The sequence below is a fragment of the Tolypothrix tenuis PCC 7101 genome, assembly GCF_963874875.1.
In the GTDB taxonomy this organism is placed as follows: domain Bacteria; phylum Cyanobacteriota; class Cyanobacteriia; order Cyanobacteriales; family Nostocaceae; genus Aulosira; species Aulosira tenue.
Genome location: NZ_CAWNJS010000001.1, coordinates 151,549 through 177,797 on the forward strand (window position 1 = coordinate 151,549; position 26,249 = coordinate 177,797).

Annotated in this window: 23 protein-coding genes and 2 tRNA genes; 14 read left to right on the forward strand and 11 right to left on the reverse strand. The window is 41.7% G+C overall.

Annotation, left to right across the window (positions count from 1 at the left end):
• The first annotated feature begins 1 nt into the window (after position 1).
• A complete protein-coding gene (locus tag AACU25_RS00580) occupies positions 2 to 1,276 on the forward strand; it encodes a sensor histidine kinase (protein ID WP_096573432.1) in 1,275 nt (424 codons plus the stop codon).
• Positions 1,277 to 1,534: 258 nt separating this feature from the next.
• On the opposite strand, the gene AACU25_RS00585 is transcribed toward AACU25_RS00580, so the two are convergent.
• Positions 1,535 to 3,091 (reverse strand): NAD(P)H-quinone oxidoreductase subunit N, encoded by a 1,557-nt coding sequence (locus tag AACU25_RS00585; protein WP_096573433.1) that lies wholly within the window; start codon positions 3,089 to 3,091, stop codon positions 1,535 to 1,537.
• 384 nt (positions 3,092 to 3,475) lie between these two features.
• On the opposite strand from AACU25_RS00585, the gene AACU25_RS00590 reads away from it, so the two are divergent.
• From AACU25_RS00590 to petE, 6 genes are all read left to right on the forward strand, one after another.
• Positions 3,476 to 4,342 (forward strand): carbohydrate ABC transporter permease, encoded by an 867-nt coding sequence (locus tag AACU25_RS00590; protein ID WP_321206629.1) that lies wholly within the window; start codon positions 3,476 to 3,478, stop codon positions 4,340 to 4,342.
• Positions 4,339 to 5,175 carry a carbohydrate ABC transporter permease gene (locus AACU25_RS00595; protein WP_096573436.1) on the forward strand — a complete coding sequence of 279 codons (837 nt, stop codon included), beginning with the start codon at positions 4,339 to 4,341 and terminating at the stop codon, positions 5,173 to 5,175. Before AACU25_RS00590 ends, AACU25_RS00595 begins: the two co-directional genes overlap by 4 nt.
• Positions 5,176 to 5,421: 246 nt before the next feature.
• Positions 5,422 to 5,637, forward strand: a complete 216-nt coding sequence (locus tag AACU25_RS00600; RefSeq protein ID WP_096573437.1) for a hypothetical protein — start codon at positions 5,422 to 5,424, stop codon at positions 5,635 to 5,637.
• A gap of 108 nt (positions 5,638 to 5,745) precedes the next feature.
• Positions 5,746 to 6,237 (forward strand): photosystem II cytochrome c-550, encoded by a 492-nt coding sequence (gene psbV / locus AACU25_RS00605; RefSeq protein WP_096573438.1) that lies wholly within the window; start codon positions 5,746 to 5,748, stop codon positions 6,235 to 6,237.
• A 153-nt stretch (positions 6,238 to 6,390) separates the two neighbouring features.
• Positions 6,391 to 6,888: a photosystem II cytochrome PsbV2 gene (gene psbV2 / locus AACU25_RS00610; protein ID WP_096573439.1), complete on the forward strand. Its 498-nt coding sequence runs from the start codon at positions 6,391 to 6,393 to the stop codon at positions 6,886 to 6,888.
• Between the two features lie 412 nt (positions 6,889 to 7,300).
• The gene (gene petE / locus AACU25_RS00615; protein ID WP_096573440.1) at positions 7,301 to 7,717 is read left to right on the forward strand and encodes a plastocyanin; all 417 of its coding nucleotides are present in this window, start codon (positions 7,301 to 7,303) and stop codon (positions 7,715 to 7,717) included.
• Positions 7,718 to 8,150: 433 nt separating this feature from the next.
• Here the strand turns inward: petE and glgA are convergent, their stop codons facing one another.
• Both glgA and AACU25_RS00625 read right to left on the reverse strand, forming a co-directional pair.
• Positions 8,151 to 9,629 carry a glycogen synthase GlgA gene (gene glgA / locus AACU25_RS00620; protein ID WP_096573441.1) on the reverse strand — a complete coding sequence of 493 codons (1,479 nt, stop codon included), beginning with the start codon at positions 9,627 to 9,629 and terminating at the stop codon, positions 8,151 to 8,153.
• 567 nt (positions 9,630 to 10,196) lie between these two features.
• Positions 10,197 to 11,825 carry an adenylate/guanylate cyclase domain-containing protein gene (locus tag AACU25_RS00625; RefSeq protein ID WP_096573442.1) on the reverse strand — a complete coding sequence of 543 codons (1,629 nt, stop codon included), beginning with the start codon at positions 11,823 to 11,825 and terminating at the stop codon, positions 10,197 to 10,199.
• 265 nt (positions 11,826 to 12,090) lie between these two features.
• Between AACU25_RS00625 and AACU25_RS00630 the strand changes: the two genes are divergently transcribed.
• Complete coding sequence (locus AACU25_RS00630; RefSeq protein ID WP_096573443.1) at positions 12,091 to 13,569, forward strand: serine/threonine protein kinase; 1,479 nt, start codon at positions 12,091 to 12,093, stop codon at positions 13,567 to 13,569.
• 143 nt (positions 13,570 to 13,712) lie between these two features.
• Here AACU25_RS00630 and AACU25_RS00635 read toward each other — a convergent pair whose 3' ends face one another.
• Entirely contained in the window at positions 13,713 to 14,186 is a 474-nt protein-coding gene (locus AACU25_RS00635; protein WP_096583405.1) for a DCC1-like thiol-disulfide oxidoreductase family protein, read from the reverse strand.
• Positions 14,187 to 14,392: 206 nt separating this feature from the next.
• On the opposite strand from AACU25_RS00635, the gene AACU25_RS00640 reads away from it, so the two are divergent.
• Positions 14,393 to 16,081 carry an NAD(P)H-quinone oxidoreductase subunit 4 gene (locus AACU25_RS00640; protein ID WP_096573444.1) on the forward strand — a complete coding sequence of 563 codons (1,689 nt, stop codon included), beginning with the start codon at positions 14,393 to 14,395 and terminating at the stop codon, positions 16,079 to 16,081.
• A 167-nt stretch (positions 16,082 to 16,248) separates the two neighbouring features.
• On the opposite strand, the gene gatB is transcribed toward AACU25_RS00640, so the two are convergent.
• From gatB to AACU25_RS00660, 4 genes are all read right to left on the reverse strand, one after another.
• A complete protein-coding gene (gene gatB, locus AACU25_RS00645) occupies positions 16,249 to 17,724 on the reverse strand; it encodes an Asp-tRNA(Asn)/Glu-tRNA(Gln) amidotransferase subunit GatB (RefSeq protein WP_096573445.1) in 1,476 nt (491 codons plus the stop codon).
• A gap of 210 nt (positions 17,725 to 17,934) precedes the next feature.
• Entirely contained in the window at positions 17,935 to 18,522 is a 588-nt protein-coding gene (locus AACU25_RS00650) for a TMEM175 family protein (RefSeq protein ID WP_096573446.1), read from the reverse strand.
• Positions 18,523 to 18,786: 264 nt separating this feature from the next.
• A complete protein-coding gene (locus AACU25_RS00655) occupies positions 18,787 to 19,005 on the reverse strand; it encodes a DUF6364 family protein (protein WP_096573447.1) in 219 nt (72 codons plus the stop codon).
• A complete protein-coding gene (locus AACU25_RS00660; protein ID WP_096573448.1) occupies positions 19,002 to 19,295 on the reverse strand; it encodes a BrnT family toxin in 294 nt (97 codons plus the stop codon). Before AACU25_RS00660 ends, AACU25_RS00655 begins: the two co-directional genes overlap by 4 nt.
• 165 nt (positions 19,296 to 19,460) lie before the next feature.
• Between AACU25_RS00660 and AACU25_RS00665 the strand changes: the two genes are divergently transcribed.
• The 5 genes from AACU25_RS00665 (at position 19,461) to AACU25_RS00685 (ending at position 23,552) form a co-directional block, all read left to right on the forward strand.
• A complete protein-coding gene (locus tag AACU25_RS00665) occupies positions 19,461 to 19,895 on the forward strand; it encodes a SufE family protein (RefSeq protein ID WP_096573449.1) in 435 nt (144 codons plus the stop codon).
• Positions 19,896 to 19,919: 24 nt separating this feature from the next.
• Entirely contained in the window at positions 19,920 to 20,831 is a 912-nt protein-coding gene (locus AACU25_RS00670; RefSeq protein ID WP_096573450.1) for an alpha/beta fold hydrolase, read from the forward strand.
• Between the two features lie 36 nt (positions 20,832 to 20,867).
• Positions 20,868 to 21,839, forward strand: a complete 972-nt coding sequence (locus AACU25_RS00675) for a CobW family GTP-binding protein (protein ID WP_096573451.1) — start codon at positions 20,868 to 20,870, stop codon at positions 21,837 to 21,839.
• A gap of 114 nt (positions 21,840 to 21,953) precedes the next feature.
• On the forward strand, positions 21,954 to 22,997 hold the full coding sequence (locus tag AACU25_RS00680; RefSeq protein ID WP_096573452.1) for a WD40 repeat domain-containing protein: 1,044 nt from the start codon (positions 21,954 to 21,956) through the stop codon (positions 22,995 to 22,997).
• 282 nt (positions 22,998 to 23,279) lie between these two features.
• The gene (locus AACU25_RS00685) at positions 23,280 to 23,552 is read left to right on the forward strand and encodes a hypothetical protein (RefSeq protein WP_096573453.1); all 273 of its coding nucleotides are present in this window, start codon (positions 23,280 to 23,282) and stop codon (positions 23,550 to 23,552) included.
• A 432-nt stretch (positions 23,553 to 23,984) separates the two neighbouring features.
• Here the strand turns inward: AACU25_RS00685 and AACU25_RS00690 are convergent.
• From AACU25_RS00690 to AACU25_RS00700, 3 genes are all read right to left on the reverse strand, one after another.
• A tRNA-Thr gene (locus AACU25_RS00690) sits at positions 23,985 to 24,056 on the reverse strand.
• A gap of 84 nt (positions 24,057 to 24,140) precedes the next feature.
• Positions 24,141 to 24,226 (reverse strand) — tRNA-Tyr (locus AACU25_RS00695).
• 154 nt (positions 24,227 to 24,380) lie between these two features.
• Complete coding sequence (locus tag AACU25_RS00700) at positions 24,381 to 26,201, reverse strand: ABC transporter ATP-binding protein (RefSeq protein ID WP_096573454.1); 1,821 nt, start codon at positions 26,199 to 26,201, stop codon at positions 24,381 to 24,383.
• Between the last annotated feature and the right edge of the window lie 48 nt (positions 26,202 to 26,249).

Sequence of the window (26,249 nt, forward strand, 5' to 3'; positions counted from 1 at the left end):
TATGCTTAGTGATAAACAAAATTTGATTATGATTGTTGAGGATAACCCAGTTAATGCCAAGGTACTGTTTGAGTTTTTGCAAGCATCTGGTTTTCGTGTTTTAGTTGCTAAAAGTGGCGAAAGCGCTCTAGAAAAATTACAACTAGTCTCTCCAGACCTTATATTATTAGATGTGATGATGCCGGGAATTGATGGCTTTGAAACTTGCCGTCGATTAAAAGAACAAGAATCGACCCGTGATATTCCAGTTATTTTTATGACAGCTTTATCAGATGTGGTAGATAAAGTAAAAGGCTTAACTCTCGGTGCGGTAGATTATATCACTAAGCCATTTCAACCAGAAGATGTACTGGCGCGTGTAAATGTCCACTTAAAATTGTGTCATCTCAACCAAAAGCTAGAACAAAGAGCAGCAGAATTAACTAATACTGTAGCGCAACTCAAACAGTCTCAAAAGCGCTTAGTAGAGAGTGAAAAAATGTCTTCTTTAGGACAGTTGGTAGCAGGAATTGCCCACGAAATTAATAATCCGGCTGGTTTTATTGGGGGCAATCTCACCTATGCTCAAAAATATATGCAAGACCTGATAGACCACATCCACCTTTATAAAAATCAGGCTACAGCACCAGAAATTGTTCAACATGCAAAAAAAATTGACTTAGATTTTCTCCTAGAAGACTTCCCGCACATACTCACTTCTATGCAGCAGGGAGTAGAAAGAATATCTGATATTAGTGCTTCTCTTCGCACCTTTGCTCGTGCCGATAGCACTGTCAAAATTCCTTTTAACATTCATGATGGCATCGACAGTACGATTTTAATTTTGAAGCATCGCTTAAAAGCTTGTGAGACTCGTCCCGCGATTGAAGTAATTCGTGATTACGGTAATTTACCTGAGGTGAAATGTTTTGCAGGGCAACTCAATCAAGTATTTATGAATATATTAGCCAATGCGATTGATGCTTTAGAAGAGTCTAATGATGGGCGGAGTTATCAAGAAATAGAAAAGAATCCTAATTATATTAAAGTTCAAACTAATTTAACTGAAGATAAAAATTCTATTGTGATTAAATTTAAAGATAATGGTTTAGGTATTCCCGATGATATTAAATCACAAGTATTTGAGCATTTATTCACAACTAAAGCAGTAGGGAAAGGTACAGGTTTAGGCTTATCTATTACTCGTCAAATAATTGTGGAAAATCACGGGGGTAGTATAGAGGTAAGTTCTATACGAGGTCATGGTTCGGAATTTGTGATTACTTTGCCGATTTGATGGTGTTTGGTGTTGGGTAAAAATATTAGGTTTTTTTCCATGTTTATTCGAGGATTGTTAAAAATTCCTCTGATTGGTAGTACAACATTTTAGATCCCCCTAAATCCCCCTTAAAAAGGGGGACTTTAAGAACTTTTTAGCACCTTAAGAAGAGACTAGAAGAAACAAAAGAGGGAAGAAATACTGCCCCCTGGGACTTTAAGAACTTTCCCCCCTTTTTAAAGGGGGTAGGGGGGATCAAGATGACGCAATTTATAACTATTCGGGTTGCTTGATAGTAACTGCACTTGCTTGCGAGCTGACAATTGTAGCTGTTTGCAATATGGCTGTATGAGCAACTGAATTGTTAGCTAAGGTAAATAAGGGATTTGACAAAATCCCGGCAATGGTAGTAGCGATTAAAGTTACTACCAACCCTACCTGCAAAGGTCTATAGCCTGGTAAATTCCAATTGATGGCAGGGTAATTTTTGACCACATCAGACATTTCTTGCGGTTCTTTTACTACCATCATCTTGACTACGCGGATGTAGTAGTAGATGGAGACAACGCTAGTAACTAAGCCTAACAAGACTAGCCAGTAAAGGCCTGCTTGCCAACCAGCCCAGAATAGGTAAATTTTCCCAAAGAATCCGGCTAGTGGAGGAATACCGCCTAAAGACAGCAGGGAAATGCTCAAACCTAATGTCAGAAGCGGGTCTTTTTGATACAAACCAGAGTATTCGGCAATCTGGTCGGTTCCTGTCCGGAGAGAGAACAGAATAATGCAGGTAAAACCGCACAGGTTCATGAACAGATAGACCAGCAAGTAAAATATCATACTGGCGTATCCGGCTTCAGTACCAGCTATCAAGCCAAGCATCACAAACCCAGCTTGGGCAATAGATGAATAAGCCAGCATCCGTTTCATGCTGGTTTGAGCTAGGGCGACTACGTTACCCAAAATCATGCTGAGAACAGCAAGGGCGGTGAAGACAAATCTCCACTCGTCAGCAACCAAGGGGAAGACAGTTGTGAGTAAGCGGATAGCTAAGGCAAAACCTGCTGCTTTAGAACCGACAGATAAAAAGGCAATCACTGGGGTGGGTGCGCCTTCGTAAACGTCTGGAGTCCATTGGTGGAAGGGTGCAGCAGAAATTTTAAAGCCAATCCCGGCAATCACAAACACCAGGGCAATCACTATACCTAATGATTGACCAATGTGAGCTGTAGCAATGCCATTTGCGATCGCACTCAGTTCTGTTTGTCCACCTGATAAACCATACAGCAGCGATACGCCATATAAAAATACTGCTGTACTGGAAGCGCCAATCAACAGGTATTTCAACGCCGCTTCATTAGAGCGCGGGTCTCGCTTGGTATAACCGGTTAACAAATAAGAGGAAATACTCAGGGTTTCTAGGGAGATGAAAATCATCACCAACTCGCTAGCCCCGGATAAGAACATTCCTCCTAAGGTAGCGGTGAGCAAAATCGCAATGAATTCTGCTAACGCCGTGCCACTCTGTTCCACGTAGCGAATGGACATTAAGATGGTGACTGCGGCAGATAAGGCAATAATCCCGCGAAAGACGATACTAAGGTCGTCACTATTAAAGCCACCGCTAAAAGAAATGGGATTAGTAGCATCCCATTGAAAATACAGGGCGACAATCGACGCAAGCAAACCTGCGATCGCTAGATACCCAATCCAGCGCGAAGATGTACGCCCTAAAATCAAATCAACAATCAAAACCCCCAAAAGGGTGAGTATGACAATACCCTCTGGTAAAATCGTTCCAGCATTTAACTGGGATGCAAGATTAGCAAAATCCATGAGTTGTATAGGTTTTGGCGATTAGACATCAAGGCTAACTTTGTTCATTCTATCTATTGTTCTGAACTAAAGTTCCATAAACCTTTTTGTCGGTTTCCATAGAGTAATCGAATGGGGGCTGGGTAATGGGTAATGGGTAATGGGTAATTGGGAAGAGATTCTCTGGCTTTCTCCTCCGCGTCTCTGCGCCTCTGCGTGAGATAATAACACTCTTTCTCCCCTTGCACCCTGCCCCCTGCCCCCTTCCTTTTCCCAGTCTCCCTCATAAGCAGTACGATCAATAATCATGCACGACCATTCGCTACAGCTGGGTTGATGCGAGATTCAGGGGGGAGGTTAATTGTGTTGGAAAGTAGGAGACGGCAGAGAAATCCCAGGTGGAATATGACGGAAAACCTGGCTGGATATCTATTTATGATGCCCGCCATTTTGGTTTTGGGGATTTTTGTGATTCTGCCGATTCTCTATGCTGTCTTTCTTTCCTTGCACAAAGTCCAGCTGCTTGGCGGTATTGAGTACCAGTTTATCGGCTTTCGCAATTTCTCACGCTTGGTTGAAGATGAGCGTGTTGGGATTGCTTTGAGAAATACAGCAGAATATGTTGCGATCGTTGTTCCCAGCCAAACTATCCTGGCTTTAATTTTAGCGGTAACGCTGAATTCTGGCATTCGGGGAAAAAATTGGTGGCGTATCCTGTATTTTTTACCAACGGTTACATCTTCAGCCGTACTAACGCTGATTTTTATGTGGATTTACAATACCGATGGGCTACTCAATGATTTTCTCGCGGCTTTAGGGCTACCTACATATAACTGGTTAGGAGATCCAGCAGTCGCCCTCAAAGGCATCATGATTATGAATATTTGGTCTACAGCGCCGTTTTTCATGGTGATTTACCTAGCAGCACTGCAGGATATTCCTCAATCGCTTTACGAAGCTGCAGAACTGGATGGCGCTAATGGCTGGCAAAAATTTATTCATGTTACTATCCCCATACTCAAGCCTGTCACCTTCTTTGTTGTGGCTATGGGGATAATTGGCACGTTTCAATTATTCGATCAGTCTTATATTTTTTCTGGTGGGACTGGCGGCCCAAATAATGCCACCCTCACTGTTGTACTGTTAATCTACCAAGCTGTATTTCGGAATTTACAGATGGGTTATGCAGCTGCGATCGCTTTTTTGCTAGCAGCAATTATTATTGCAATGACTTTGATTCAGCAGCGATTGTTTGGAGGTGACAGAATTTGACTAAAATCTTGCGCTTTCCCTGGCTGAAAATACTTCTCTATGTCTTACTCACACTCTATGCTGTCATCACTTTAATTCCTTTTTTATGGGCGCTTTCAGCCTCATTTAAGCCACTATCAGAAATTGTTGGTGGCGAACCAAATTTAATACCACAAAATTTCACTTTTGATAACTACAAGCAAATATTCTTACAAGAACCCCTATTTTGGCGCTGGTTGTTTAACAGTGTGCTAATTGCTCTCAGTGTGACAATTTTAAATTTACTGCTGAACTCAATGGCAGGTTATGCCTTAGCTAGATTGCGCTTTGCGGGGAAACGCTTCTGGTTCTTGCTGATTTTAGCCGTGTTAGCTGTTCCCGCTCAGATTACCTTGATTCCTACCTTTTTAATTTTAAAAGCGATCGGCTGGCTCAATACTTACCAAGGCATGATAGTGCCTAGTATGGTTAATGCCACTTTCATTTTCATGATGCGGCAATTTTTCGTTAATTTTCCTAAAGAACTAGAAGAAGCCGCACAACTTGATGGCTTAAATACCTTACAAATTTTTCGGCATATTGTCTTACCTTTAGCCAAACCAGCCCTCGCCGCCCAAGCAGTGTTTGTATTTATGGGTAGCTGGAATAATTTTTTGCTTCCTGTAGTAATTTTATTCGACCCCGAAATGTTTACCCTCCCCTTAGGGTTAAACACCTTCAAAGGTCAATACATCAGCTATTGGAACTACATCATGGCAGCTTCGATGGTATTCACCCTACCAGCTTTGGGAATTTACGCCTTTTTTAACCGTTACTTTATTCAAAGTGTCACATTTACTGGGGGGAAGGGGTAATAATATGGGCATGGGGCATGGGGCATTGGGCAGAGGTAATTGGTAATTGGTAATTGGTAATTGGGTGTTTGTCATTAATTATTTCTCCCCCACTCCCTCATCCTCCTCATCCCCCTAGTCCCCAGTCCCCAGTCCCCAGTCCCCACTCCCCACTACAAGAACAGTATTTTGGGCGACAAATTGCACTCTTAACGTGATATTGGTATTACAGCGACTCAATCTCTATATATCAGTTAAGAAAACATTATGGGTTTTGCAGACCTATGGATCGCAGAGATAGCAGCAGACCGCAGGAATACTGTGGAGAAAAGGTTTTCTCTGTACAACCACCTCTTAATTGCCGATAAACACCAAAAGACCCATTTGGCGTTGGCGGCTGCAAAGGCAATTATTTTTCACATATTGGCTGAAAAATATCCCATAAGTACTAGCGGCTTGTTGGGTGAAACTGAAGCCACCTGAAGGGCTTTGTTGCTATGGCTTTGGCTTAATAGCAATGAACAAATAACAACATGGAGATTGAGTCACGCTAAATAGCTGTGTTGAGTGTCAAAATCTTTAAGGGGAAACATGTTTAGAAGATTAATTGGCGTTGTTGTAGCTACTGTTTTATTAACGTTTCAATTGTTTGTCGGTAATGCGACAGCCGTAGAACTGGATAAAGCCACCCGGACAGTAACATTAAATGACAAGGGTGATACAACTGTACTGAGCTTGAAACAAGTCAAAGAAGGTAAACGTTTATTTCAATACGCTTGCGCTCAATGTCACGTTGGTGGTGTAACCAAGACTAACCAAAACGTAGGGCTGGAACCAGAAGCATTATCACTGGCTACACCAAACCGTAATAATATTGAAGGTTTGGTGGATTACATGAAGAATCCTACTACTTATGACGGTGAAGAAGATATCTCAGAATTACATCCCAGCACCAAGAGTGCAGATATTTTCACAGAAATGAGAAACCTAACTGATGACGACTTAGAAGCGATCGCTGGTCATATTCTCTTACAACCCAAAGTTGTAGGTAGCAAGTGGGGCGGCGGTAAGATTTACTACTAAATCCAGTCATTAGTGCTGAGGTCTGGGTGCTGAGTTCTGAAACTTAGGGACTGGGGATTTAAGATTACCCGCTAATTCCCTTCCTCAAAGACTCAGGACTGAGAATCTAGATCTCAGTACCTTGGTAACGCGATCGCAATATACTGCTTGTGTATGTTGGATAAATTTTTTGCTCGTTGTATTTTCCTGGTTTTGGTGATTTTCTTTGTTTTCTATGACAGTGGTAGCTTGATGGCTCATGCTGCCAATATTGACCCTTATATAGGTAGATATTTACACGTCACCGAGCCAATTGCCCTGGAAATGGATGAACAGGGTAATACACGTCTGTTTTCACCTGTAGAATTATCTGTGGGCAAAAAACTGTTTGAAGCCAACTGCATTAATTGCCATGTTGGTGGCGCAACTTTGCCCGATCCTCAAGTATCCCTGGCGCTAACAACACTCAAGGGTGCGAATCCGGCGCGCGATCGTATTAACGCGCTGATAGAATTTATGCGCCAGCCAATGACCTATGATGGTAGTCAAGAAACTTATTGGTGTCGCCAGTTAACTCCCAATTTTCTGCCACAACAGCAAATAGAAAGTTTAGCTGCTTTTGTTCTGGCCGCTGCAAAAAAAGCTCCTGGTTGGGGTCAAGAAGATTTTTGAACATTGATGCAGCTTTTATATAAAAAATTTCTAAAAAAAATATAAAAATACTTGCTTTTTATTTTTACTTGAGTACTAAACCTTTGTATATACAGATATTTTGCTATATGTCAATCTAGTATTTATTACTGATTGCACAAATTTTTATGAATGTGCGTTGATAGGATTGATGCAATAAATCTCTAAAATTCTTCTTCTTGGCTCTTCTATACGTCATATAGGGTAAGAAACTAGGAATTTCTCTTTGCTAGTCTGCGGTAAGCCGTTCCAGATTTACATTTGTTCAGATTTTGCGTCAGTATTGGTTAGCGATATTTTACAAAAAAAATTATCTATGACAGTTTGTCGTATTTAGCGTTATTTGTATTTAAAATAGGAAAGAGAAAACAAAAACTGTTTGTTAGGAGAAGCCATGAAATTGATTGCAGCAAGCTGGCGGCGTTTTAGCCTAGCTGTTTTGACAATTCTTTTAGTCGTGAGCAGCTTTGCTGTTTTTACTCCCAGCGCATCGGCTGACACATACCAGATCAAGCTAGGAACTGATAAAGGACTGCTAGCATTTGAACCCAGCAAATTGACCATTAAACCTGGCGACACCATTGAATGGGTAAACAACAAAGTTCCTCCCCATAACGTTGTATTTGATGGAGCTAAAAACCCTGGCAAGAGTGCTGATTTAGCTAAAGCCTTGTCTCACAAGCAATTGTTGATGAATCCTGGTCAAAAGCAAACCACCACCTTCCCTGCAGATGCACCTACTGGTGAATACACCTTCTACTGCGAACCTCACCGTGGTGCTGGTATGGTTGGCAAGATTACTGTCCAATAATTAGCAGCAATTGCGAACACCAGATAATTATCTTTGCTGTTGAACAAAATTAGCCAAGAAGCAACAAACTATAGTTGAGATTTTAATCATGGGGATATCTGGTAGCCCCAAAACTGGAGAGTCAAGCAGTTAAAGGAATTGACCCTCCAGTGCCATATTTTCCATCCCCACCAGGGGAATAAGTAATGGAATATAACTCGTGGCGCGACGCTGACTTTCGCGAAATTTAGATACCCGACTTTTTCAAAAAAGTCGGGTATCTTTACAGAGCAGACTTTTTAAAGTTTTGGATTTTGAATATTCAATCCAGAATCCGTCTTGAAAAGTTTGCTCAACGGGGGGAACCCCCGCACGCAACTTTTGTCTTCTCTACGAGAGGCTGCGCCAACGACACGCTACGCGAACGCAAAATCCAAAATCTAAAATTCAGTACTTACCACTTGTGTCTGATCCAATCGTAAATTTCTATATATTCGCCTCCAGGAATATTCCACGAGTAGTCATACTCCATACCCTGAATAGCTAATTGACGAAACTCTTCAGGCGAGTAATTCCACAAATCAATAGCCCGACTCATGGCTGATTCCAGCGCCTGATTATCGCTTTGATAAAACACAAAACCATTGCGTTTTTCTAGTGGGAGATTTTCGTCGTAGTTACGGTCAAATACTGTATTTACTAATCCACCTACACCGCGCACAATGGGTACTGTGCCGTACTTTAAGCCAATCATTTGAGTTAACCCACAAGGTTCATAATTACTGGGGACAACAATCATATCTGCCCCGGCATAAATTAAGTGGGATAATTCTTCATTAAAGCCCAGTTCTAAATGTACATCTGGGTTGTTATTTAAAAATTGTTTCTCATGTTGGAATTTAGCATTAATTGCTGGTTCTGTTGCTGAACCGAGTAATACAAATTGTGCTCCTTTATTGAGAGCATAATAAATAGCGTGATGTACAAGATGCACGCCTTTTTGGTTATCTAAACGACCAATGTAAGCAACAATTGGTTTATCTTCTTGGCGGAGTAAAAGCCGCTCTTGTAAAGCTTTTTTGTTATCAAATTTTTTGTCAAAATCGTCCTTGCTATAGTGAGAGGGAATGTAGCGGTCGATTTTTGGATTCCAAAAATCGTAATCGATACCGTTCAGCACTCCACGGAATTTATCTCTATGCAAATGCAAAGTATGCCCCAAACCACAACCTACATCGCTTGTACTGGCTTCCCAAGCGTGGTTAGGTGAAACTGTTGTGAAAGCGTTAGAGTAAACAATACCCGCCTTCATAAAATTAATGGCAAAGGGATTGAAGTTGTCACGCAGTTTATCGTATTGGAAGTAATATTCTGGGCGATTTAAACCTGTAGCTTCGAGAGTTTCTACACCTCCCATTCCCTGATGTTTAAAGTTGTGAATGGTGTAACAAGCTCGCTGATACTCCATGCCATAGTACTTGTACATTTCACTGAGCATGACTGGTACTAAGCCTGTTTGCCAATCATGACAATGGATGACATCAGGACGCTTATTACTTTGTAGTAAAAACTCCAAAGCGGCTTTGCTAAAAAATGCAAAGCGCATATTATCATCATCACAACCGTAATAGCAGCCACGGTTGAAGAAATTATCTTGAGAGTGGGGTTCAATAAAGAAACACACTCGTCCGTGTACCCAACCACAGTATACCGAGCAGTTAATTGCCCCACCATACCAGGGTACCGATAAATTACGATAGGCATCGTGCAGACCCCAAATATGGTCATAGCGCATACAGTCATATTTGGGCAAAATTAGCTCGACGCAATGTCCGCGAATCTCTAATTCCCGACTCAGTCCGTAGACAACATCCCCTAATCCTCCTGCTTTAATTACAGGAGCACATTCCGAGGCAATCTGTACAATGTACATCCCTAGTCCTCGCTTCACAAAAGTTCATTTTTACTATATTCTGATCAGTACATGAAAAATGTACTCATTGACACCTGATTAGTTGAATGATAAGTAAAAAAAGTTAAACACCCATCTAACAATAATTAAATCTATTAGCATTGATGCAAAATTATGCAATTTGCAAGATGCGATATATTCCTATGGATATGCTAGCTATTTGTCAGGAATTGTTTACATTTTAGTGTCACTGGTAAAGATATAGAAGAGAACGCTTACCAGGTAATAGAGACAAAATTACCTGTAGTTCAACAATCCAATGAACTCGAATAATTTCCAATATTTAGTTTGTATTATTAGGGCGAAAAAGATACATTAGTTACAATATTTATTATTTACAGGTAATAAGTAACTGCAATTTACAATAACTTACTATAAAAATCCGATTTGACTTCTGAAAAAAGCTCAGAACTGATGCGTTACGCTATCGCTAACGCATCCTACGTGAACTGCCTCTCCTACGTGAACTTAAAAAATCTATAGTTGCTAATACTATTATAAAATTATCAAAAAATTCTTAACTACGAATTACGAATTACCTTGCATTTTTGTTTGATAAACTTTCACTAAACGATTAATACCTTTGAAGGTGTAACTACCCATTTCATGAAAGTCTATAGGTTGGGAAAGCATATTGTAAGTTTCTTCACTAATTACACATTCACCAGTAGGACAAATTGGTTCCATACGGGCGGCTAGGTTAATAGTAGCGCCTAAAGCTGTATACTCAACCCGTTGAGAACTGCCAACATCCCCGACAACGGCTTTACCGCTATTCACAGCGATGCGTAATTGTAGCGGTTCTTGCCAAAAACCATTGAGATTAAGACGCTCTAAGCGAGTTAGCATACCTTTAGCCGCAGCAGTGGCGCGCTCGGCATGATCTGGTTGCGGTTCTGGAGCGCCAAAGAATGCCATAATACAATCGCCAATATATTTATCTAAAGTGCCACCATAGGTAAATACCTCTTGTAGCATTTCTTCAAATAAACTATTGAGTAATTGCGCGATCGCAGTTGGTGTTACTCTTTCTGAAATAGCGGTAAAACCTACCAAATCTGCAAATAAAATGCTAATTTCGCTCTCTTCAGGTGGTAAACGTCCATCTGGTAACTTACCGACAGAAATTAGCTGTTGAACTACAGCCGGAGAATGATAGCGTTCTAATCTGTGACGAATTACTTCTTCTTGCTTGAGTCTATCTAGCAGTAACCAGCGCTGAACGCTAGAAGCCACAAGGTTGGCTAAAGCCGAAAAAAAGCTGAGTTCTTCTTCGCCTTCATTCGCCCAATGGTAAGAAGAAAGATGAGCATCAGCGTAGAGAACACCCACAACTTTATTTTCATCCCATAAAGGCACCGCCATTACACTGCGAATACCTTTTACTAAAATGCTGTGTTCTCCAGCAAAGCGTTCATCTTTATGGGTATCCGCAGATTGAATAACAACTTTTTCTTCAAATACTTTTTGACAGATACTGCGGCTGATCCAACTACCATCAGGAGGCAGATTTTCCTGTTGAATGAGGTTGCGCGTTGCCGCATTAATTAATTCTAGATTACCGCCGCCAGCAACATCTATTAATAATGCCAAGCGATCGATGCTATCCAGGTAACGGAAAACGACTTGTTGTACCTGGAAGAAAATCTCTTCTATGGAAGTGGCTGCACAAAGATTTTTGGCAATATCTACCAAATCTTTCAATCTGGCAATAGTTTTATCCTTATTATTATTGATATCGCCATCTTTGCTATCGGCTTCTATCCATTGCTGTTGCAGTTGCTTGACGTTACGCAATATGGTTTTTTGATCGGCAGCATTCGTAGTTGTACTTTGCTGAACTACTGATTGTGTATGAGGAGTGATTACCAATACTACTAAACTCACATTACCCAACCAAACAACGTCTCCGTGATGCAACTGTTGCGGACGAGTCAGCAGACGTTCATTTACCTGTGTGCCATTTTTGCTACCCAAATCCTCAATAGTCCACACATCATCACCCGTTTTCACAATTTGAGCATGAGTCCGGGAAACCCCACCAGAAGGCAAGTATAAATTACATTCTGGTAACCTGCCGATAGTGAATACATCTTGATCAACTGAAACAACGGTTTCAGTATCTCCATCTTGTAGACGCAGTTTGAGTTCAGTCATGTGTGTGAGATATTTATCCTGGTATCTGGGGTTCTAGCATTTTTGGGCCAGGGTATACCCAAGGGTTAGCTCTGGGCTTTATATTTATGACACTGTTATTAGCATTCCGACAACTATATGTACAACTTTATGTCCTGAATATAGTGAATATTCCGAAACAATTATATTCAGATATACATCAGTGTTAGGGGGAAAATCGTAATAAACTTCTTCATTTAGGAAAAAGTGTATTCTAGTTAACAGTTAACCGCAGCCCAGCTATACCATGATCGGCAGATTACTAGACCAGCGTTACCAAGTGGTCGAATTATTAGGCAAAGGCGGATTTGGTCATACTTATGTAGCCTTAGACACTCGCCGTCCTGGAAACCCCACTTGTATTGTCAAACATCTCAAACCTATTAGTAGCGATCGCGAATTCTTGCTAACGGCGAGACATTTGTTTAATAGGGAAGCTGAAAGTTTAGAAAATCTCGGTCATCATGACCAAATTCCTCGGCTTTTAGCTTACTTTGAGGAAGAAGAAGAATTCTATTTAGTACAGGAATTGATTGCTGGCAATCCATTGTCATCGGAAATGGCAGCTGGTAGGTGGAATGAAGCGCAGGTAATTCAACTGCTACAAGATGTTTTACCGATTTTAGAATTTATCCATAATCAAGGTGTAATTCATCGAGATATCAAACCCGATAACTTAATTCGCCGTACTGCTGACAATAAAATAGTTTTGGTTGATTTTGGCGCAGTGAAGCAAATTAAAAGCTACTCACTGATGACTCCAGAACAGCTACAAAATGATACAGTTCCAGTGGGTACACCTGGGTATATGCCAAGTGAACAAGGGCAAGGTAGACCACGCCCTTGTAGTGACATTTATGCCCTAGGTATGACTTGTATTCAAGCGCTGACAGGCTTAAATCCCAAGCAATTTGGCGAAGATGCGACTAGTGGCGAAATATTATGGCAGCATCACGCCCAAGTTAGTGAGCAATTAGCATCTGTGTTAAATAAAATGGTGCGGCATTACTTTAAATTCCGTTACCAAACAGCAACTGAAGCACTGCAAGCAGTTGCTACAATTACCAATGCGAATACACCCGCAGCTGTAGCAGCTGTTGTAGGTCAAGTAATGGGTCACTATTTAAAAGATGGCTATGTGACTGCAACCAAAGTCATGCACTATCTACAAGAACTGGCTAAACCTAGCTATACTCCCCCAGATAACGGCACAAATAGCGCTACACCACAAGCATTTACAAATGCTTCTACTTTACGTGCCCCAGACGCAGAGCATCAACTTTCAACTACTACTTTAAATAATCCCACGCGATCGCCTAGCGTTTTACAACCAGGCTGGGGTTCTGTAGCTCAATCATCCCAAAAATTGCGCTGGCTGATTGGTTCTGGCGCTGCGATCGCATTAGTTGCTATGGGGATTGTATCTGCTAATAACTCCCAAAAAATCGCTTCCAAACCTGCTCAAAATCAAGTGAAGCCAGTTGCAACTGCTAATACTCCGACAAATAAACCTGCTGCTGAACAGAAACAAGGTTGTCTTGTAGTTGTGAGTTCCTCAAACTTACGTTCTTTATCTGGTTCGGGACAGCGCAAAACAGGAAAAGTAGTCAAAGCCGGTACTCAGGTAACAACTACCGGGAGAACAGAAGGCGGCTGGGTAGAAATTAGTTCTCCCGAACCCGGCTGGATTTGGAAAACCCGCATGAGGGATAGTTGTAGGAAGTAGGGGTTGGGGACTGGGGACTGGGGACTGGGGACTGGGGATTGGGGATGAGGGAGATGAGGGGACAAGGGGAAATAACAAACACCCAATTACCAATTACCAATTACCAAACACCAAACACCAAACACCAAACACCAAACACCAAATTACCTACAACGCCCTTCTGTATTACAGGCAATTTTTTGTTGACGTTGGGTGATTATTGTTTTTAAGTTGGGTCTTCCTGTGACAGCTAGTCGCCAGTTTGCCCAAATTCCATAGAGAAAATCTGCGATCGCACCAATTACTGGTAACTTAGTGAGGCTATAGACCCAGCCCATACCTAAAATTTCGTAAATACGACGAAATACTTCTATATTTTTTACGAGTGTGCCATCTGGTAAGACTGCATGGATGCGTCCCATTGCTGTTTCATAGTCAACTCCGCCATGTGCTTCGGGGTTGTAGTTATCGTTGGCGATATCTACAAAATTTACTAATCCTCGTCCAGCATCCCGTTTTTGCAGAAAATTCACTTCGCGCATACATAAAGGACATTCACCGTCATACAGTAGTTCGATTTGCCATGAGGGTGAAGTCACCGCATCATAACTGTAACTTTGGGTATTGGCTGAGGACATAGATAATTTTCTATTAAGATTTGTATACTTAACATATTTTAAGAAAATTTTTTGTACTTCATCCATTGAGAATTTTTTGATGATTTTGACAACCATCAATAGAATGTAGATTTATCTATGCCTAAAGAAGTAAATATTTATTCATATTTGTTAACAAAGCCTAGTAGAATAGCTTTATTCACAGATAAGTATTTTTTCTCATTGACATGATAGCGGCTCAATTTCCTTGGCTTACCGCGATTGTCCTACTACCACTGGTTGCTTCCCTGCTCATCCCTGTGCTGCCTGATAAAGATGGCAAGCGCGTGCGGTGGTATGCCCTAGGTGTAGGTATCGCAGATTTTGTTTTGATGTGCTACGCCTTTTGGAAGCATTACGATACCAGTAGTGCTAGTTTTCAACTCGTGGAAAGTTATGCCTGGATGCCGCAGTTAGGTCTTAGCTGGGCAGTATCGGTTGATGGGTTATCATTCCCGTTGGTGCTGTTAGCAGGCTTTGTGACAACACTGTCAATGTTTTCCGCTTGGCGAGTCGATCGCAGACCCAAGTTATTTTACTTTCTGATGCTGGTGCTGTATGCAGCACAGATAGGGGTATTTGTTGCTAAAGACTTGCTACTGTTTTTCATCATGTGGGAAGTCGAGTTGATTCCTGTCTATCTACTCGTCTGCATTTGGGGTGGACAGAAGCGTCGTTACGCAGCCACAAAATTCTTACTATATACTGCAGCTGCTTCTATATTTATTCTTGTGGCAGCGCTGGCAATGGCGCTCTACGGTGGCGGTACAATGACTTTTGATATTACCGCCTTGGGGATGAAAGATTACCCCATAGCTCTAGAATTGCTGTTATATGCGGGATTGTTAATTGCTTTTGGTGTGAAGCTGGCTATTTTCCCGATGCATACTTGGTTGCCTGATGCTCACGGTGAAGCATCTGCGCCTGTATCAATGATTTTGGCAGGTGTGCTATTGAAAATGGGCGGTTATGGCTTAATCCGCTTAAATCTTGAACTTTTACCCAATGCTCATGTTTACTTTGCACCTGTAATTGCAATTCTGGGCGTAGTCAACATTATCTACGGGGCGTTAAACTCCTTTGCTCAGACAAACATGAAGCGTCGCTTGGCGTACTCTTCAATTTCGCACATGGGTTTTGTCCTGCTAGGAATTGCATCCTTCACCGATTTGGGAATCAACGGTGCGATGTTGCAGATGATTTCCCACGGTTTGATTGCATCGCTGCTGTTCTTCCTTGCAGGGGTAACTTATGACCGCACCCACACAATGGCGATGAACGAAATGGGTGGTATGGGTCAAGCAATGCCCAAAGTATTTGCTTTAATTACTATCGGCGCGATGGCTTCTCTGGCGCTTCCGGGGATGAGTGGCTTTGCTGGTGAACTGTCAGTTTTCTTGGGTATCACCACCAGCGATGTTTACAGTTCCACTTTCTGCACAGTTACAGTTTTCTTAGCTGCAGTGGGAGTTATTCTCACACCAATTTATCTGCTTTCCATGTTACGCCAAGTGTTCTACGGCACTGGTAAAGCACTAACCTGCGACCTATCAGATGCAGGCTTGAAGAATCAGGAAGCAGATGAAGCGGTTTGTTTTGGTACAGATTGCGTTCTACCTACGGAAGCAGTATACAGAGATGCTAATGCTCGTGAAGTGTTTATTGCTGCCTGCTTTATCGTACTGATTGTTGGAATTGGCTTCTATCCTAAAGTTGCTATGCAAATGTACGATGTGAAGACTGTAGCAGTGAATACTCAAGTTCGCCAATCTTATACCATCATCTCCCAAGCGAACCCCCAGATTTATGCTAGTGGCTTGTTAACACCAAAAATTGCAGAACCTGAGGTAGCACCTGTTTTAGCAACGATGAAGTAAGCTTTCCCATCTAGATTATCTGTCGAAGCGTAGCGATCGCTCTTTTGTAGGGCGATCGCTTTTTTTGGGACTGGGGACTAGGGACTGGGGATTGGGGACTGGGGACTGGGGACTGGGGAAATAACTATTACCCATTACCCATTACCCATTACCAATTCCCAATTCTCCTAAGAATTCAACGCTTTCTCAACTAACTCATTAGTCAGCTTCGGATCGGCGCGTTTTTCGGTCTTTTTCAGAACTTGCCCAACAAAGAAGCCTTTGAGGTTAACATTACCATTGCGGTATTTTTCCAGTTCTTTGGGATTGGCGGCGATTACTTCATCAACGATGGGTTGTAAGACAGCCGGATCACTGATGAGTTCTTGTCCAGCAAAAGCTTTCTCTGGCGGCACACCATTGAGCAAATCTGGTAACTTTTGTTTAGCTTGGGCGTTGCTGATTTTACCTTTTTCAATGCGAACAATTACATCAGCGAGATTTTGGGGAGTCAAAGCAATTTCGCTGATGGTGAGTTTTTGCTTATTCAAATAAGCTGCGATATCTTGCGTAATCCAGTTTGCTGCGGCTTTAGCATTTGCACCAGCTGCGATCGCGGCTTCAAAATAGTCAGCAACGGGGCGATCCTCTGTCAAAACTCTGGTATCGTAAGCCGAAAGCCCTAAGTCAGTTTCATAACGATGGCGTTTTTGCGCGGGTAGTTCGGGAAGTTCGCCGCGCCAGTTGTTTAATTGTTCGTTAGAAACCTCAATGGGTGCTAAATCTGGTTCGGGGAAATAGCGGTAATCGCTAGAACCTTCCTTAGTCCGCATACTAACTGTACGTTGCGAACCTTCTTCCCACAGCCGTGTTTCTTGGATAATGCGTTCTCCAGCTTCTACAGCCGCAATTTGGCGTTCAATTTCGTATTCAATCGCCCTTTGGATGGCGTTGAATGAGTTCATGTTTTTAATCTCTACTTTTGTACCAAACTCTTTTTGTCCTACAGGACGCACAGAGATATTGACATCGCAACGTAGAGAACCTTCTTGCATATTGCCATCGCTTACGCCCAGATAGCGTAAAATCCGCCGTAGTTCTTCAGCATATTCTGCTGCTTCTTGTCCAGAACGTAAATCAGGTTCCGAAACAATTTCTACCAAGGGGACACCCGCGCGATTGTAATCTACCAAAGAATAGGTAGAACCAGAAAGGCGATCGCTTCCGGCGTGTACTAATTTACCTGCATCTTCTTCCATGTGCAGCCGTGTAATCCCAATCCGTTTGCGAGTAGGGTTACCATCAGCATCTACCAATTCAATTTCTAACCAACCATGTTCAGCGATTGGCAAGTCATATTGAGATATTTGGTAATTTTTGGGTAAATCAGGATAAAAATACTGTTTACGGTCAAATTTGCTATATTTTGCGATTTGGCAATTCAAAGCTAAACCCGCTTTGACCGCATATTCTAATACTTTTTGGTTGAGTACAGGTAAAACCCCAGGTAAACCCATACAAATTGGGTCAATGTTACTATTGGGGTCACCACCGAATGCTGTAGAACTGCTAGAGAAAATCTTGGTGTTGGTACTCAGCTGACAATGAGTTTCTAAACCAATAATCGCTTCGTATTCAGTTTTGACGGTTGTAGCAGAAGTCATAAAATCAAAAATCGGGCATAATCCTTCTTTAGGGTACTATTGTAGCTGTGTTATCAGTTCCCCTGAAGCCGGAAATGGTGTTGATTCCTCAACTAAAACCTTCAAAAAATACGAATGTTATTCTGAGCCTTAGTATAGATATGAATTAGGGGCTAATCTCTAGCCCCTATCCATTAGTTATAGCAATCGCAACAATGGTATTGCGTTATCTTATCGCGCTTTTTCCGAAGTCAAATGTCTTTCAATGCGACGGTCAGGAATCAACCACATCACCGCAACCATAATGTATAGCCCACAGGCTAACCATGAGTTAACAAAGGAAAGTGGAATTGCCACAGCATACAATACTAGTGATATCTTGCCCTTTAAGTCTCGACCGAGTGCAGACGCTAAAGTTGAATCTTTACCGTGATGACCAATCAAACTCAAGGTGAGAATATAGTAAGCGATCGCAGAGAATAAAAGTACCGTACCATAAAGGGCAACTGGTACAGGGGCAAAGTGGTTCTCGCCCATCCAAGCGGTAGCGAAAGGAATTACCGATAACCAGAACAGCAGATGTGCGTTAGCCCAAAGAATACGTCCATTTACGTGACGGACTGCTTGCAATAAGTGATGGTGGTTGTTCCAGTAAATACCAAGAAAAATAAAACTTAGCACATAGCTAAAAAATACTGGAATGAGCGGACGCAGAGCAGTTAAATCAGCACCATGCGGCACCTTCAGTTCTAACACCATGATTGTAATAATGATCGCAATCACGGCATCACTGAATGCTTCTAACCTCCCCTTCCCCATCTGTGTATGCTCCTTGTGTACTTAATTTAAAGTTAGGTGGGACACTTTAATTTGTACTTTACCGTGTCTGGGAACTGTTGTGGGAGAGCTTATATGTTTTTTCATTGAAGGGGTTTGGCTATTTCATCGATTTTTTGAAATATTGCTCTCCCAAAAATGCTAATGCTGCATTTTACACAAAAGCGAAATCTGCCAAGACTTGCTGATAGAAAGATGAACACGCGAATTTTAGCAAATGCTCATGACAAACACCTAATTTAGTTTTTAGACCTTACTTACCCACTCTAAAGATGGCTTGCGCTGAGATTTTACACAATCCTGTAAATAAAGATTGATGAGACTTTGATAGGAAATGCCTGTTTCTTCAGCTAGGGCTTTAAAATAATCAACTACATCTTCTTCCAGTCGAATTGTCACCTGCTTCTTCAGCTTCTTCAAATATGGATTTTTAACAGATTGGGAGAAATCGTACTCTTGTTTCATAAGAAAAAACTGTAGTATTGCTGACGCTCTTTTTTCGTAGCCTTTCGAGCCGAGATGATGCGGATAACTTCCTCACTGTGCTGATAAATATGACACACCAATAACAAACGTAGTGAATCACTCACACCTAAAAGTATGTAGCGATCCTCTTCTATAGAATGCTCAGGATCGTATATTACTCGAGCATTCTCATCATAAAAAGCAGTTTCTGCCTCCTCGAACGATACACCATGCTTTTGCTCATTAGATCTCGCCTTGCGTTCGTCCCACTCGAATCTCAACTGGCTCATAATTACAGTGTAGTTACAATGTATATCATAAGCAACTTGAGTGGTATGGAAAATACTAGCTTCTCAATACCACTGATGAAGTTTTGGCAAATGCTCATGACAAACGCGATCGCTCTCTAGATAATTTACACTCAAGAGAAGACTGATTTATTTGCAGCTGCTTTTATGTCTTCTTCTACAAACTCTTTACCACCTGCTCTTGCTAAAATTGTGCAACGCTTTCAACGCGCTTCTGACCCAAAGCGGCGCTATGAACAGCTCATCTGGTATGCTCAAAAGTTGTCAGAGTTCCCAGAAGCTGACAAGGTAGCAGAAAATAAAGTACCTGGTTGTGTTTCTCAGGTTTATGTCACCGCCATCTTGGAGGATGGGAAAGTTAAATATCAAGGAGATTCAGATTCTCAATTAACCAAGGGATTAGTAGCATTATTAATTGAAGGTTTAAATGGCTTATCTCCTACAGAAATTGTGCAACTGACACCAGATTTTATTCAAGACACTGGTTTAAATGTCAGCCTCACACCTTCCCGCGCTAACGGTTTTTATAACATTTTTAAAACAATGCAAAAAAAAGCGCTGGAATGTAAGTTAGAAGAATAAATACTGAGTGCCGAGTAAAAACTCATGTCTACCAATTTATTATCCACCGATGATGCTGTTGGATTTGGTGGAGTAGTTAAAGAATTTCTCTGGAATTGGGAAAACCAATCTTTGCGGGTGGTTTACGAAACTATGGGACAAGGTGCGCCACTGTTGCTACTCCCGGCTTTCAGCAGCGTATCTACTCGAGAAGAAATGGGTGAACTAGCGAGGTTATTAGCACCCCATTTTCAAGTTATCGCTCTAGATTGGCCTGGTTTTGGCGAATCTTCTCGCCCTAGTTTAGATTACCGTCCAGAGTTATATCAGCAATTTTTAGCAGATTTTATTAACTCTGTATTTAACACAGCAATTAATGTGTTAGCTGCTGGTCATGCGGCTACTTATGTGTTGCAATTAGCTGTCAAACAACCTGCTACTTTCGCCAAAATTGTGTTAGTGGCTCCCACTTGGCGCGGCCCTTTACCGACAATGGGGGCAAATCCTCAAATTGCGGGTATGGTGAGAGGATTAGTGCGATCGCCTATTGTGGGTCAGTTCCTCTACAAACTCAATACTCTGCCATCTTTTTTAAATTTTATGTACCGTCGCCATGTCTTTGTGGATGCAGCGAGGCTGACTCCTCATTTCATGGAAAAGAAATGGCAAACCACTCAAAAACCAGGAGCGCGATTTGCTTCGGCTGCCTTTGTGACTGGTAACATCGATGCAGTACATGAGCAATCTGAGTTTCTGGCGTTGATGCGATCGCTTTCTGTGCCACTGATGATGATAATTTCCGAATCTGGCCCGCCGAAATCAACAGCCGAAATGCAAGCTATGGCGGCGTTACCAGGGGTAACTAGCGTTGTGCTTCCAGGTTCTCTAGGTCTACATGAGGAATACCCCGCAGAGGTTCTCGAAGCCGTACTACCTTTTTTAAAGGCGTTATCATAGGCAGATAATGATTATCACTACAGTTGCCTTGAGATTATGATCTCTGCCGAAACATCTAATTCCGTACCTGTAACTGTTTTAACTGGCTATCTTGGTGCAGGTAAAACAACCTTACTAAATCACATCCTCACCTACGAACACGGCAAGAAAGTCGCTGTTATTGTCAATGAATTTGGGGAAGTCGGCATTGATAATCAATTGGTTATCGATGCCGATGAAGAAATTTTTGAAATGAATAACGGCTGTATTTGTTGTACAGTTCGAGGCGACTTAATTCGCATCATTGGTAACTTAATGAAGCGGCGCGATAAGTTTGACCATTTAGTAATTGAAACTACGGGTTTAGCTGACCCTGCGCCAGTAATTCAAACCTTTTTTGTTGATGAAGATATGCAAAGCCAACTGGCTTTAGATGCAGTAGTGACAGTAGTTGATGCCAAACATATCTGGCAGCATTGGGAAGCCGACGAAGCCCAAGAACAGATTGCTTTTGCAGATGTAATTTTATTAAATAAAACTGATTTAGTTACACCCGATGTTCTCGAAGAACTAGAAAGACGGATTCGGGGTATGAATGCATTAGCAAAAATCTACCGTACCCGCAATTCGGAATTATCAATGGATGCTTTATTGGGTGTTAATGCCTTTGATTTAAATCGCGCTTTAGAAATCGATCCTAACTTCTTAGGCGAAGATGCCCACGAACATGACGAAACAGTTTATTCTGTAGCTTTGGTAGAACAAGGCGCAATCGATGGGCAAAAATTAAACAATTGGATGACCGAGTTACTACGTACTCAAGGCCCCGATATTTTCCGGATGAAAGGCATTTTAAATATTGCCGGGGAAGAAAATCGCTTTGTCTTCCAAGGTGTGCATATGATCTTTGATGGCAGACCCGATCGCCCTTGGAAACCCAACGAAACTCCCAAAAACGAACTAGTTTTCATCGGTCGTAACCTTGACGAAGCCAAACTCAAACAAGATTTCTTAGCCTGTTTAGTTTGAAAATATTGCTATAGGGCATGGGGCATAGGGCATAGGGCATTGTGTAATAGATAATTTTCCTTTCCCCCTTTCCCTTTCCCCCTTCCCCTTTTCCCAATCCCCCATCCCCAACCTATGAACCCCACAACCAGCAAAACCCAGGAATTTGAAGAATACTCTTCGGGACTGTTATCAGATTATGTTACTGCGATCGCTTGGTCGCCTGATGGCAAAAATTTAGCGGCAACTTCTGCGGCTGGGGAGGTGATCATGTGGAATGATGCTGATTTAATTACCTTGCAAGCTGCGAATGGTAAATCAGCAGACTGCATCGCCTTTTCCCCAGATAGCAATTTCTTGGCTATTGGCGGACAGGATGGACAGGTAAAAATTTGGCAAGGCGATCAATTAATTACCACCTTAGAAAATGCCCCTGCCTGGGTTGATAAACTAGCTTGGAACCACACTAGTAACCAACTAGCTTTTAGTTTGGGGCGTTATGTGCAAGTTTGGGATGCAGAGACTAATGATATTGTGGTTACCCTAAATTTTGATAACTCATCAGTCTTGGGGATTGACTGGCGCAAGGATGGGCAATACTTAGCCATTAGCGGTTATCAGGGTGTCAAGATTTGGCAAACTCAAGACTGGGATGATGAACCATATATTTTATCCATGCCTACAGTTAGTGTAGCTATGGCATGGTCACCCGATAGCAAATTCCTCGCTTCTGGCAATATGGATCGCAGCGTCACCGTTTTGGAGTGGGGGAACCCCGACCCTTGGGTAATGCGCGGCTTTCCTGGTAAAATTCGCCAATTAGCATGGTCAGAAGCTACCACCCAATTAGGCGCGCCAATCTTAGCCTCCTCCAGCGTCGAAGGTATTGTAGTTTGGGAAAAGCTAGAAGATGATTCCCAAGGCTGGGAAGCGCGAGTATTAACTAACCATGTAGAAGTAATATGTGCGATCGCATTTGCACCAAACAGCTTCCTTCTCGCTTCCGCCGCAGCTGATGGCTGGCTATGTCTATGGGATAAAGCCCAAGAAGTCAGTCAAATTCTTACAGGTGTATCAGCAGGATTTTCTTGCCTAGCTTGGCATCCCCAAGGTAATTATCTGGCAGCAGGTGGCGAACAAGGAGAATTACTTATTTGGTCAAAAGTATTGCCTGATTAAGCATTTCGGTATAAATTAAGTAATACAAAACAATAGCATACTTAAGTGTTTGTATTAGCATATCCAGGCTAATGTAGTGTATCGATAAGAATCTATCTTATCAAAGGTTTATTTCATAATTGTTTTACTATCAAGCCTGTTCAAACAGGTTTAATTTGTATAACCAAAGACTTTAGCTTTGATGCTGAAATCTAGGCAACAATTGAGAAATGTACCAGTCATTGATTTTAGTAATCGTTGTTGAACTATCCTCTATCAAAACTAGTCTGTATTTGCCAATTTATGAACATACTCAAATTGATTTTGCTGGCTTTTCCTGTTGTTCTAGCTTCTATCATGTGGGTAGCTAATCCAGCACAAGCATCTAGTCTAAAATCTGCATCTACTATACAAGTCACCTTAGTAGTATCTGCACAACAAAGCTCTGAATTAGTAGCTCCCAAAGTGGCTCCAGCTCCTCATACAATTCTAGATCAAGCTGGTTGCAGCTGTGCTAGTTGCACTCAGTCTAAATTTGATTTATTACAAGGTAAGCTACCTGCTGTCGGTATTTAATAACATTAGTTTTAAATAGGATTCATATTTGATTTTTGGAATTCACGTAGGGGAGCCAGTCGCTAGGGCGATGAGTGCAGCCACACGTGCAGTAATGCAGCCCATACTTGGGGAAACCCCAAGTAGAGGGACTGCTGCTCCCATAGCGTATGCGAAGGATTCACCCGAAAGAATTTCCCAGCTTAAGGCGGTTTTAAAGTTCTTATTTACAAATTAAAAGGTGGTTTGAAAGAGGTCACGAGTTCAATCTTCTTGGTTGAAAATAGAATTAGTAAGTAAACTCAACAATGATGATATTTAATGTGTTAAGAGCAGCAGTTATTTTGTCAGTGAACAAGTAATGCTTGTTAGCAGAAATTTGTCAGCACGGATAAAAAATCCAGACATCGATAGGAGACAAATTTAGATAGCTTTTACATAGCTTGTAATAAAAGCCCGTGACGAGGATTGAACTCGTGACCTCACCCTTACCAAGGGTGTGCTCTACCACTGAGCCACACGGGCAAACTTAAATTTGATTTTGAGTTAAGAGCTATAATCTTGTGAGCTTTACCAATCTCTCAGAGATTATAACTCTTACCTGTGAAGTGGTGGGCCGGGCTGGATTTGAACCAGCGTAGGCGTAAACCAACGGATTTACAGTCCGTCTCCATTAACCACTCGGACACCGACCCATTTGTCTCACGATTTATAATATTAGCGCCAATTTTTATAAATGGCAAGGGGTTAGGAAATAAAAAATATTTCATTGCTTTTCAGGCAAGGGGGAGAATATAACAAAGGCAGTCCCGATCAAAAAAGGCGGTGGTAGCTACCACCGCCTTTAAACTAACTCAGGAGTTCGCCTGTTTCTTGCAAGGAATGCAAGCGGCGATAAATACCTTCTTGGCGCAACAGTTCTTCGTGGCTACCCACTTCTACAATTCTTCCCGCATCGAGAACGACAATTTTATCGGCTTCTCGTACTGTACTCAGGCGGTGAGCAATGATAATTGTGGTGCGCGTACCTTGAATTGAACGCATTGCTAATTGAATGGAACGCTCAGACTCATAATCTAGGCTGGAGGTTGCTTCGTCAAAAACCAGCACGTCTGGTTCTACTAGCAAGGCTCTCGCAATTCCTAAGCGCTGTCTTTGTCCACCAGATAATCTCACACCACGTTCCCCAACAACGGTGTAATATCCTTGGGGTAGGTGTTGTACGACTTCATCAACTCTGGCAATTTTACAGGCTTCCTGAACCTCCTCCAATGTGGCATTTGGTCTACCATAGGTGAGGTTATCTAACACAGTGCCGTTGAAGATATCTACTTCTTGATGAACGATCGCTAGTCTGCGTCTGTAATTACCTACATCTAATGTGCGAATATCTTGACCATCAATGAGAATTTGACCTTGTTGCGGATCAAAATAGCGTAACAACAGCTTGACTAAGGTCGATTTACCAGAACCAGAACGACCAACTAAGGCTATTGTTTGGTATGGTTCAATCAATAAATTGATATCTTGTAGAACCAGACGTTTGGCATTATAGCCAAAAGTGACATGGGATAATTCGATTTTGCCGGTAAATTGATAAGGCGATTCTCTTTCGCTAGTTTCAGCTAACAAACTCTTCGCTTCAGCACCAACTGGCTCGTGCAAAAATTCGTGAAACCGTATCATTGAAGAATAGCGCCGCGCAAACACTTCTGCGAGGTTGCTGATAGGCTCTAATTCAGCATAAGCCATGCTGGAAAGAGTTAAAGTCATGACGAAATGACCAAGAGAAATCTTTCCACTTACTGTGGCTGCTAAAGTTAAACCCAAGATTGCAAATACGCAAAACTGAATTACAGTTTTTTGCCAAGTTAGGAGATTTACGTAACTTTTGTGGATGCGATAATCTACTACTTTTAGTTCCCTAGTTAAGCGTTGCTGTTGTCGCTTGAGTTCTTCCGCTTCTGTTGCAAATGCTTTCACCGTTTTGATATTGGTGATAAGTTCAGAAGTACGACTTTCGGTATTTTCCATGTACTTATCTAGGCGGCTTTCATACCCAATTATTCTTTGTAAATCTTTCAAACTGAACCAGAGAATAATTACAAAAGAAATTAGATATAAAGTCGCAATCCGCCAATCAATTAACATGATAAACACAAAAATTCCCAGCACTCGCAGCAATTTAGGAATTAACTGTCCGGCTATTTCGGGATATGTCCATGTGTGATTCGCAATACCTCTAGCTACTCTACCGGCAATACGTCCGGGGTTATTTTCATCATAAAATTCTAGTGGGAGAGTGAGAATTTTAGCGATTGCTGTTTGAGTTTTTTCTCGACGCGCTCTTAATGCTATATCCCAGTGAAACCAACTAGTTAACCAAGGCTGGGTAGGCGCTCTCACAACAGTTACAACAAAAATTATCCCCAGCAATATACCTAAAGATAGATTGTTATTAACTGGGTAATTAATTAGGTTGGAAAAATTTGCGATCGCAGCTGCCAGTGGTTTATCTAATGGTTGACTAGATAAGATGTTTAAAATTTGTCCAATGGCATAAGGTACAACCAAATCAATAATTTCGTAAATGCTGGATGCTGTAATACTGAATATACTCAGCCCCCAGTAGGGACGAAAGTAATGCAGAATATCTCTAAATTTGGTCATGATGCACTCTTTCCAAGGGCGTAAGCTTGAGCTTGGATTTTTATACTA

What these genes read in the sequence shown, in the direction of transcription:
- AACU25_RS00580 (WP_096573432.1), top strand. Translation starts at nt 2, where the DNA reads ATGCTTAGTGATAAACAAAATTTGATTATGATTGTTGAGGATAACCCA.
- AACU25_RS00585 (WP_096573433.1), bottom strand. Translation starts at nt 3,091, where the DNA reads ATGGATTTTGCTAATCTTGCATCCCAGTTAAATGCTGGAACGATTTTA.
- AACU25_RS00590 (WP_321206629.1), top strand. Translation starts at nt 3,476, where the DNA reads ATGACGGAAAACCTGGCTGGATATCTATTTATGATGCCCGCCATTTTG.
- AACU25_RS00600 (WP_096573437.1), top strand. Translation starts at nt 5,422, where the DNA reads ATGGGTTTTGCAGACCTATGGATCGCAGAGATAGCAGCAGACCGCAGG.
- psbV (WP_096573438.1), top strand. Translation starts at nt 5,746, where the DNA reads ATGTTTAGAAGATTAATTGGCGTTGTTGTAGCTACTGTTTTATTAACG.
- psbV2 (WP_096573439.1), top strand. Translation starts at nt 6,391, where the DNA reads ATGTTGGATAAATTTTTTGCTCGTTGTATTTTCCTGGTTTTGGTGATT.
- petE (WP_096573440.1), top strand. Translation starts at nt 7,301, where the DNA reads ATGAAATTGATTGCAGCAAGCTGGCGGCGTTTTAGCCTAGCTGTTTTG.
- glgA (WP_096573441.1), bottom strand. Translation starts at nt 9,629, where the DNA reads ATGTACATTGTACAGATTGCCTCGGAATGTGCTCCTGTAATTAAAGCA.
- AACU25_RS00625 (WP_096573442.1), bottom strand. Translation starts at nt 11,825, where the DNA reads ATGACTGAACTCAAACTGCGTCTACAAGATGGAGATACTGAAACCGTT.
- AACU25_RS00630 (WP_096573443.1), top strand. Translation starts at nt 12,091, where the DNA reads ATGATCGGCAGATTACTAGACCAGCGTTACCAAGTGGTCGAATTATTA.
- AACU25_RS00635 (WP_096583405.1), bottom strand. Translation starts at nt 14,186, where the DNA reads ATGTCCTCAGCCAATACCCAAAGTTACAGTTATGATGCGGTGACTTCA.
- AACU25_RS00640 (WP_096573444.1), top strand. Translation starts at nt 14,393, where the DNA reads ATGATAGCGGCTCAATTTCCTTGGCTTACCGCGATTGTCCTACTACCA.
- gatB (WP_096573445.1), bottom strand. Translation starts at nt 17,724, where the DNA reads ATGACTTCTGCTACAACCGTCAAAACTGAATACGAAGCGATTATTGGT.
- AACU25_RS00650 (WP_096573446.1), bottom strand. Translation starts at nt 18,522, where the DNA reads ATGGGGAAGGGGAGGTTAGAAGCATTCAGTGATGCCGTGATTGCGATC.
- AACU25_RS00655 (WP_096573447.1), bottom strand. Translation starts at nt 19,005, where the DNA reads ATGAAACAAGAGTACGATTTCTCCCAATCTGTTAAAAATCCATATTTG.
- AACU25_RS00660 (WP_096573448.1), bottom strand. Translation starts at nt 19,295, where the DNA reads ATGAGCCAGTTGAGATTCGAGTGGGACGAACGCAAGGCGAGATCTAAT.
- AACU25_RS00665 (WP_096573449.1), top strand. Translation starts at nt 19,461, where the DNA reads ATGTCTTCTTCTACAAACTCTTTACCACCTGCTCTTGCTAAAATTGTG.
- AACU25_RS00670 (WP_096573450.1), top strand. Translation starts at nt 19,920, where the DNA reads ATGTCTACCAATTTATTATCCACCGATGATGCTGTTGGATTTGGTGGA.
- AACU25_RS00675 (WP_096573451.1), top strand. Translation starts at nt 20,868, where the DNA reads ATGATCTCTGCCGAAACATCTAATTCCGTACCTGTAACTGTTTTAACT.
- AACU25_RS00680 (WP_096573452.1), top strand. Translation starts at nt 21,954, where the DNA reads ATGAACCCCACAACCAGCAAAACCCAGGAATTTGAAGAATACTCTTCG.
- AACU25_RS00685 (WP_096573453.1), top strand. Translation starts at nt 23,280, where the DNA reads ATGAACATACTCAAATTGATTTTGCTGGCTTTTCCTGTTGTTCTAGCT.
- AACU25_RS00700 (WP_096573454.1), bottom strand. Translation starts at nt 26,201, where the DNA reads ATGACCAAATTTAGAGATATTCTGCATTACTTTCGTCCCTACTGGGGG.